Here is a 7201-nt window from a genome sequence, read left to right as displayed (position 1 = left end):
GATTGCAAGCGCCTACAGATACAGGCGGTTGTAGAGGTGATGAACACTTCGACCGTACCTTTCGCGCTCGCGGTCGATGACGTCCCGATCATCCTGATGGACATGACGCTGATCCTGGAGGACGCCGGCTTTCGCTGTCATGAGGCGATGGACGGCGATACCGCGATCGTGCTGCTGGAGGAGCAGGCCGACAACACCATCCTGCTGTTCTCCGATGTCGAGATGCCGGGATCGATCAACGGCTTTGCGCTGGCGCGTCATGTCGCACAGCACTGGCCCTGGATCGAGATCGTGATCGCCAGCGGCAATATCCGTCCCAATCCGGGTGACATGCCCGAGAAGGCGACGTTCATCCCGAAGCCCTTCTCGGCTGCGATCGTCCACGAGCACCTCCGCAGGACGCTGCCTGACGGCAAGAAGCCCGCGCCGCTGAAGAATGCGGTGACGACGCCGGTTCAGCCGGGAGCCTGAGCCACCCCTGCCGAGGCGAGCAACTGCGCGTCGGTCGCGTCGCGGTTGTCGATCCACCATTTGGCGTCCGCGATGCCGAGCAGCGCCGCGCCGGTTTCGACGCTATCGAGAGGTTGATCCTTGCGCAGCAAGGCGATCCGTTTCGCGCGAATGGTCGTTGCCCAGCTGACCTGTCGTTCCGAGCCGTTGAGCGGCGCCAGCGACAGATGGGCAACGGCTTGTTGCGAGGCCGCGGCGTCGCGCTCGTTCTCTTCCTGGCGCTGCTTGCGGTAGCACGCGCCGCAGACCGTCGTGCGCAGCCAGGTGGCCTTGCGCTCCTGCTGCGACGCGAACCCGGCAATGAAATGGGTTTGCTCATGGCCGCAGGTGTGGGTGATGCGATGGTCCATGACGTTCAGCCTGTCATATGGGCCGGATTTGTTCCAGCGGGATTGAGTCGAGCCGTTCGGTTCCGGCGACCGATGCTCGCGGCATGAAGATGGCGATCACGACCCGAGTGGGCTGCTCATCACCAGCACGGTCGCGCGCGCGATCGGCGCCGGCGCTACGCCGGCTCTGAAGGGGGCGACCGCCCCCCACCGCAGCGACTTGGCGACGGGGCGATAGCTGACCGGATGGATGCCATCCCGGCTCGGTTGCGCCCGCAGCGGGATGACGGTGTCGCCGAAACGTGCCGCGATCGACGTGACAATGGATGACGCGCGCAGGTCGTAGGGGGCAAGCCAGGCCACCTTGACGGCGGTGGTTCGCCGCCTGAGCGCAAGAAGGTTGGTTGGGAGCGCCGGACTGGCGGCATCGTTCGACCCGAGTGCGATGAGGGCGACGGTGGCGGCCGAAGCGCCCCTCACCCGCCGCTCGATCTCGGCCGAACCGGCACCCACGCGCGCATGAACCTCGCAGCGTATGTGGCCGCTGACAGTTTTGACGAGCACGTCACGCTCGACCAACAGGGCGCCGCGGTTGTGGCGTTCCTGGAGCATGTCGCTGCCGCGCTTGTTTGCCCACATGATGAACCACATGATGATCGGTGCTGCGATGAAGGCCGACATGACGAGTGTCGTCAGGAAGATCTTGACCGTCTTCGCCCAGGCATGAACGACATGGGGTTCGTAGGGGACGTAGCCGATCGGAACCTTGGTCACGATGCCGTTTCGCAAGGTCAGGTTGATGAGGTGGAATTTGTCCCCGCCGACCCACGTCCAGATGGCGGAATAGAGCTTCATCAGGTCGAGCTGGAACTCATGCTCGGCGAGGCCCAGCCAGACGAAGATATTGAACAGGACGATGAACGTCCCCAGCCATATCCAGATGGGCACCTGGAGGCCCGCCCAGGTCATCTTGTACTGACTGGCGAGAAGCTGCGAACCGCGGGTGAAATTGCCCGAGTTGCGGGTGATTCGCCCCCGCGCGGAATGGTGCTTTACGGTCGCCGCCTGACCGTTGAACCGGATGTCGCCGCTACGCATGGAACGTCGCCAGGCGCTCCTTCGCGGCTTCGCGAAGCTGGGGTACGACGTCGCCGTGATCGCGTGTGATAATCACGTCGATCGCCGCCTGCATGTACTCGAGAACGAGGACCGCACGGGTGATGTTGAAAGTATGCTCGGCCTCAGCGAAACGGATACCGAACATAAGCGCAGTGCGCGCGGCCTCAGACCGGGAGCACGACCGTTTCGCGGCTACACGATCAAGTGCCGCAATCTCTTCAGACGAAAGTCTGAAGGCTATCGTCGAGTTAGACATTCACCACCCACTTGAAAGTGGCTGGTGGGGTTTTCGGAGAGTGGAAAATACTACAGCCTGGTCCCGAGGTATAGAGTGAAAACGCATTCACTCTGCAAACAGGGATTTTCGCGCGTTCTCAAGCGCTTAGGGGAGAACCACCAAGGCGTTTGCAGGGGCAAACATGTTTGCCCCTGCAAACACCGGAAATTACAGACACTTAACCTGCGGCGTGCCGCGTACGGTGTGCAAATCCTTAGGGACTGTCGCGGTGGTGGTGGCATCATGGCTGGATGTCCGATCATTGGACTGGGTTCCGGGAGAGTAAGCGCCGCAGGCAGGCGACCACCGGACTGGACCGAAGGGTATTGGGCGGAGCAATCCCGCCCCACGACGGACCTGGCCGAAGGGCAGTGTCCGTCGCCTCATGCTGGTCCGGTAAAGCCGGACCAGCGAGCGATTATGAGTGTCGCTATTGTGCCGGTGGAGCGGTGCTGGCATCGTGGGAAATGGAGGCCGATCCACGATCAGAAAAGGCAGGTCATATGGCACGGAGTATCGAGCAGGAACGGGCACAGCTTGAGGCGGACGAACAGCGGCTCAACGAACGCCGCAAGCAACTGGCCGATCGTGAGCGTTCGGAGCTGCTGAAGGAGGTGGAACGGTCGGGGTTGATGAAGGCCGATCCTGCCCAGTTCAGCGCGATCATTGGAGCGATCAAGAAACTCGGGATCGCCGAGACCGTGAAGCGCCTGACCGCGTAAGCGGGTCAGCGCGAAAGCGGGCTCAAGCCCATCATGCAAATAGAAGGGGAGCTGCCGTTAGGCGCTCCCCTTTTCAATGCTTGGGCCGAGTTGGCGAAGCTTCGGTCCATTCAGGCATAAGAATGGGGAGCATCGAGGCGAAGCCCGATGCTCCCCGACGCGATGGCGACTGGAGGGAGGCTATCCCCAGACCATGCGTATCCCTTCACTGGTGTCGGCCTGAGCAGCGAGGGTGTCGAAGCGTTCGAGGTAACGACCATCGAGGCGACCAAGGTCGCGGCGAACATAGGGCTGGCCGAGTGTTTCGCGTAGTTGCCCGATGGGCATGCTGCCGCAATTATCGTCCGAAAGTCGTAGCGCGTCGAGGACGTGGAAGGCGTTGCCGTTCGCGAGATTGATCTCCGCTGCGCCGTCCGGGGTGCTGGCGACGCGCATCGTGATCGTGCGGGTCGCGTCATCGTGCCAGAAGCGCACGTTGAGGCCACGGAACTGGGCTTCCTCGACCACGGCGATGACACCCACATCGTGATCGAAGATCGCGCAGATCGACGCGAGCGACCAGGGGCAGACGCGAGCTTCGAACGAGCACGACACGAGCGGGTCATCATCCTCGTCTTCGAGCAGCTGGCCACGTTCGCGGGCGAAGGCGCGGAACGCGGCAAGCTGGCGGGCGGTGATGACGGCGGGCGCGGCGTCGGCTTTGCGATCGACGCTGAGGAAGAAGGTGATCGACATGGTCTGTCTCCCATTGGAACCATCATCTCCGGTTCCCCTCCCCCTTCCGATCCGTCAGGATCGGCATGGTCGATCATCCTGCCACGGGGTCGGTCCGCAGGACCGGGTGGCCACCATGTGGAAGCTGTTGACGAAGCCCCATGCGAGGTCGGCGGCGAACTCCTCCATGCGAGTGTCGCGGAACACGTCGAACATCGTCGCCAGCATCTGCTCGACGGCGTGTGCGGCCTGCTCCGGGTCGGGCATGTCCAGCTTCTCGGCTTCGCTGACGATGGAAAGCTTCGCCATCTCGCTCGCCTCGATGAACGCCCCCTGATAGGTCTCGGTGGTGTGCTCGTCGGCGCGGCGCTCGTTGATCGCGCGGCCCATGTCGTTGAAGTTGCTGTACTTGGTCATGATAGCCTCCATGAGTTGAAAATCTCACCTTCTCTCGGTGAGGAATCTCATCCGGCATGCGGCGGTCAGGGCGGTCAGGGACGTTAACCGGGAAGCCGCGGCCCGCAGGGTCGCGGACCCCGGTTAACGCTCGCGCGCGGGGGAGCCGATTTTCTCGTGCCCTGGAGGCGGAGCGAAGCGGAGACGGAAGGGTGCGTGAAAATTGGGGGGACCGCGCGTCCTTGACGGCCCGCCAACCCCGCATGCCAGACTTCCTCATCACAGAGAGAGAAAATATTATGTTGTGGTGGGCACGCCGGGTCGGACCGAGCACGGGCGGCGGTGATGCGCCGGCACGGCGCAGCGCCGTAGAGGCAGCGCCAGTGAGCCCGAGAGGGCGAACCAGCTGCCGTCGCCCGCGCGCAGGACGCCCGGCGCCGGCATAGGGATCGTCACCCGCAGGGCGGAGACCCCGCCAGGGGGCTCCGTGAGGCCCGCCAGGGCCGAATAGAGCCCGGTCCCGCCCACAAGGCGGGACGCCCCGCCCTGCTCTCCTACGACGCTCTCGCAGCCATCACAGCAGGCACAGCAGGCACAGCAGCACAGCAGCACAGCAGCACAGCAGCACAGCAGGATCAGTCCCAATCATACTGACCGCCGTCATCCCCGATATCATAATCCGGCATTTCCTGGATTCCCGGATCATCCGGGTCGCGGTTGGCATCGGCGTCATCGCCGTGCGGGTCGGTGATTTCCGGCTCGACCGCGCTGTCATCGTCTAGCCAGCAGGAACGCGGACACTGGAGCAGCTGGTGACCACGATGGACGAAGGGCTGGCCGTTCATCAGGATGGGTCGCTCGGCGAGACGCCGGCAGGGTTCATTGCGACGGTTGCGGAAGCCGCACGGCACCGCCAGCGGGGCGAGCGCGACGGCATTGCCGTCGTGGTCGCCGCCGGCGGGTGCCGGCTCGTCGACCCGAGCGACCGGGTCCGGTGCCGCAGGTATCGGCTCGGGCGCGAACGGGTCGCCGTCGAACATGTCGCGCTGGACGGTCATGGTGCCGGACCTTTCAGGTGAGCGCGCGCTGGCGCAAGGCCGCGGTGCGAAGCACCGTGGGCGAGGCGTCCTGCGCGGGCGATGATGAAGCATGCGCGAAGGGCGACGCCCGCAGGCGCCGCCCGGTTCGCTGGCCGGTCAGTAGAACTCGGCGCGATCGGCGATGATCTCGCAGCCGTAGCGGTCGTTGCCGTCGCTGTCCTGCCAGCGGGTGTAGTGCAGGCGTCCCTCGATGGCGATGAGGTCGCCCTTCTTGCGGTTGCCGGCGATCGCCTTGGCGAGGCCGTTGAAGCAGGTGACCTTGTGGTATTCGGTCTCCTTGACGGTGAAGCCGTCGTCGCCTTTGTAGGTGTGGCCGTCCTTGTTGAGCTTCGGGCGATCGGTCGCCACGAAGATGGTCGCGACGCTGGTGGCGCGATTGACTTCGCGCAGTTCGGGGGTGCGGGTCAGGCGGCCGACGAGGTTCACGTTGTTCATGGCATTGCCTCCTTGGGTTGGTCGGCGGTCCGTCCGCCGGTGTCACCTGAAGGGCGTCGCGGTTCGGGGCGTCGCACCGGAGGGCGAGCTGGGCCGGCGCGCAGGCGGCGGGCCTGGTCGACCGGAGGGGAACCCCTTTTGCAGGGGTGGTGCGGGCAGCCGCGCGAAGCGCGGCAACACGGCCCTGCCAAAGGGGTTGCGAGGCCCCGGGGCGCGGCGCAGGTGACACGAAACGGCGGATGGGCCGTCGATCAGCCCAAGGTTCCCGCAGGCATTGCCATGGACAAACCTCGTGAACCGCTCATGTCGGTCGCCTGACCCGTACCCCCGAACGACCCGGCGCGAAGGCAGGCGTGCCGCCAGCGTCGCTCGCTGACCGACGTGGTGCCGCTCCGAAGCTCGACAAGGACGGCCGCGCCCGGGCGACGACGCACCGGCAAGGAGACCGGATGCCGCAAGGTCGCCCGACGGCCGACCCTCGCCAGGGCGATCGCCGGCAACCGCATCGGACCTGGGCGTCCTCATCGCCATCGGGGTTAAACGCCTGCCGATACCCGCTGGCAGGACAGCGACGGCTTTACGCGCCGCCCGGCTGCGAGATCATCGCCGATTGTGATGATCTATCCGTCCGGTCAGCGAATCGGGCGGCGTCTGCGGGCGTCGTCCTTCGGGTTGGCGAGGATCGATCGCCTACTCGGTTCGCCGGGTGGGGGTGATCCGATGCTCGACGATCAGCGCCGCGACACGTTGTACGATGCGGCTCGGCACCTCGGCGATGATGGTGCTACCGTCGTTACCGGCGCGAACGTCGGGTCCGACCCATGCGAAATCGTTCACGTCGTCCCACACGATGCGTGATCGGTCATCGAGGCCGAAGGCCTCAATGAATCGCGGCGGCAGAGGGACGGATGCAGCCGGTGAATAATCGCGCGTCGTCAGTGGCACCATCAGGACACGGAGCCTTCCGGCTGAGCGATAGCTGCCAACCACCATGCAGGGGCGGAGTTTCGAGCCGTCCTCGTCGCCCCGGTTATGTTCATGCCGCCAGAGGTAGAAATACCAGATCAGGTCACCGGCTTGCGGTTCAATCGACGTACTGATCGTTCTGGACGGACCCGGCGCTGGGCGTCGCGGTCCTGATGGCGTGGATGGCTTCATCGCTCAACTCCTGCGGCGAGAGCGCGAGGTGATCGAGGCGGGACAAGCGTTCGAACTCGGAGGCGGGTAGCATGACCACGCGGGCAGCGCCGTTGCGCTCGATCGCGATCGGATGCGTCATCGCCTCGTCGTAATAGAAGCCGAACCGCTTCGACACGTCGGTCGATCTGGCCTTTTCGATTGTAGGGGTCATGGTTTCCCTCATCTTTCGTTACGCGGCCGGGGATCGATTAAGCCCTGCGTCCGTCCAGGATGGGACCCTCATCTGGTCCTGCCAATGTTGTAACGGCCATCTTTCTGTTACATGGGAATCCGTATCTTCCGTAAAACGGAAGACAATCCGTACACCACGGACCGCGCGGCTGCAACAGGCACTAACGGCAACAGGGACCGCTTCGGCGATGAAGCGATCCCCGTCGAGGTGGCGATACGGGCGACGCG

11 protein-coding genes are annotated in these 7201 nt (G+C 64.5%); 2 read left to right on the top strand and 9 right to left on the bottom strand.

All coding sequences use genetic code 11. The features are described from left to right. A partial coding sequence (locus AAIO73_RS18870; protein WP_241762987.1) for a response regulator occupies positions 1-471 on the top strand: 471 nt, incomplete at its 5' end. Here AAIO73_RS18870 and AAIO73_RS18865 read toward each other — a convergent pair. The 3 genes from AAIO73_RS18865 to AAIO73_RS18855 form a co-directional block, all read right to left on the bottom strand. Then, complete coding sequence (locus AAIO73_RS18865) at positions 456-860, bottom strand: hypothetical protein (protein ID WP_010409157.1); 405 nt, start codon at positions 858-860, stop codon at positions 456-458. The genes AAIO73_RS18870 and AAIO73_RS18865 overlap by 16 nt on opposite strands. 96 nt (positions 861-956) lie before the next feature. Continuing rightward, positions 957-1937 (bottom strand): hypothetical protein, encoded by a 981-nt coding sequence (locus AAIO73_RS18860; RefSeq protein ID WP_345880186.1) that lies wholly within the window; start codon positions 1935-1937, stop codon positions 957-959. Further along, complete coding sequence (locus tag AAIO73_RS18855) at positions 1930-2103, bottom strand: hypothetical protein (RefSeq protein ID WP_154651477.1); 174 nt, start codon at positions 2101-2103, stop codon at positions 1930-1932. The genes AAIO73_RS18860 and AAIO73_RS18855 overlap by 8 nt, the downstream gene beginning before the upstream one ends. 635 nt (positions 2104-2738) lie before the next feature. Between AAIO73_RS18855 and AAIO73_RS18850 the strand changes: the two genes are divergently transcribed. Next, positions 2739-2957: a hypothetical protein gene (locus AAIO73_RS18850; RefSeq protein WP_010409132.1), complete on the top strand. Its 219-nt coding sequence runs from the start codon at positions 2739-2741 to the stop codon at positions 2955-2957. A gap of 180 nt (positions 2958-3137) precedes the next feature. Here the strand turns inward: AAIO73_RS18850 and AAIO73_RS18845 are convergent, their stop codons facing one another. From AAIO73_RS18845 to AAIO73_RS18820, 6 genes are all read right to left on the bottom strand, one after another. Beyond that, positions 3138-3692 (bottom strand): hypothetical protein, encoded by a 555-nt coding sequence (locus AAIO73_RS18845; RefSeq protein ID WP_010409130.1) that lies wholly within the window; start codon positions 3690-3692, stop codon positions 3138-3140. Positions 3693-3746: 54 nt separating this feature from the next. After that, positions 3747-4088 (bottom strand): hypothetical protein, encoded by a 342-nt coding sequence (locus AAIO73_RS18840; protein WP_345880180.1) that lies wholly within the window; start codon positions 4086-4088, stop codon positions 3747-3749. Between the two features lie 614 nt (positions 4089-4702). Further along, a complete protein-coding gene (locus tag AAIO73_RS18835) occupies positions 4703-5125 on the bottom strand; it encodes a hypothetical protein (protein WP_010409122.1) in 423 nt (140 codons plus the stop codon). A 138-nt stretch (positions 5126-5263) separates the two neighbouring features. Then, the gene (locus AAIO73_RS18830; protein ID WP_010409121.1) at positions 5264-5602 is read right to left on the bottom strand and encodes a single-stranded DNA-binding protein; all 339 of its coding nucleotides are present in this window, start codon (positions 5600-5602) and stop codon (positions 5264-5266) included. A 690-nt stretch (positions 5603-6292) separates the two neighbouring features. Beyond that, on the bottom strand, positions 6293-6550 hold the full coding sequence (locus AAIO73_RS18825) for a hypothetical protein (protein WP_010409119.1): 258 nt from the start codon (positions 6548-6550) through the stop codon (positions 6293-6295). 136 nt (positions 6551-6686) lie between these two features. Next, the gene (locus AAIO73_RS18820; protein ID WP_010409116.1) at positions 6687-6953 is read right to left on the bottom strand and encodes a type II toxin-antitoxin system Phd/YefM family antitoxin; all 267 of its coding nucleotides are present in this window, start codon (positions 6951-6953) and stop codon (positions 6687-6689) included. Between the last annotated feature and the right edge of the window lie 248 nt (positions 6954-7201).

Origin of the sequence: Sphingomonas epibiotica, assembly GCF_039615155.1 — a bacterium.
Lineage (GTDB): Bacteria > Pseudomonadota > Alphaproteobacteria > Sphingomonadales > Sphingomonadaceae > Sphingomonas.
This window is presented reverse-complemented; position numbering and strand designations above follow the sequence as displayed.

Bases quoted from the DNA above. Each gene is read 5' to 3' on its own strand.
- AAIO73_RS18865 (WP_010409157.1), bottom strand. From the start codon at position 860: ATGGACCATCGCATCACCCACACCTGCGGCCATGAGCAAACCCATTTC.
- AAIO73_RS18860 (WP_345880186.1), bottom strand. From the start codon at position 1,937: ATGCGTAGCGGCGACATCCGGTTCAACGGTCAGGCGGCGACCGTAAAG.
- AAIO73_RS18855 (WP_154651477.1), bottom strand. From the start codon at position 2,103: ATGTTCGGTATCCGTTTCGCTGAGGCCGAGCATACTTTCAACATCACC.
- AAIO73_RS18850 (WP_010409132.1), top strand. From the start codon at position 2,739: ATGGCACGGAGTATCGAGCAGGAACGGGCACAGCTTGAGGCGGACGAA.
- AAIO73_RS18845 (WP_010409130.1), bottom strand. From the start codon at position 3,692: ATGTCGATCACCTTCTTCCTCAGCGTCGATCGCAAAGCCGACGCCGCG.
- AAIO73_RS18840 (WP_345880180.1), bottom strand. From the start codon at position 4,088: ATGACCAAGTACAGCAACTTCAACGACATGGGCCGCGCGATCAACGAG.
- AAIO73_RS18835 (WP_010409122.1), bottom strand. From the start codon at position 5,125: ATGACCGTCCAGCGCGACATGTTCGACGGCGACCCGTTCGCGCCCGAG.
- AAIO73_RS18830 (WP_010409121.1), bottom strand. From the start codon at position 5,602: ATGAACAACGTGAACCTCGTCGGCCGCCTGACCCGCACCCCCGAACTG.
- AAIO73_RS18825 (WP_010409119.1), bottom strand. From the start codon at position 6,550: ATGGTGCCACTGACGACGCGCGATTATTCACCGGCTGCATCCGTCCCT.
- AAIO73_RS18820 (WP_010409116.1), bottom strand. From the start codon at position 6,953: ATGACCCCTACAATCGAAAAGGCCAGATCGACCGACGTGTCGAAGCGG.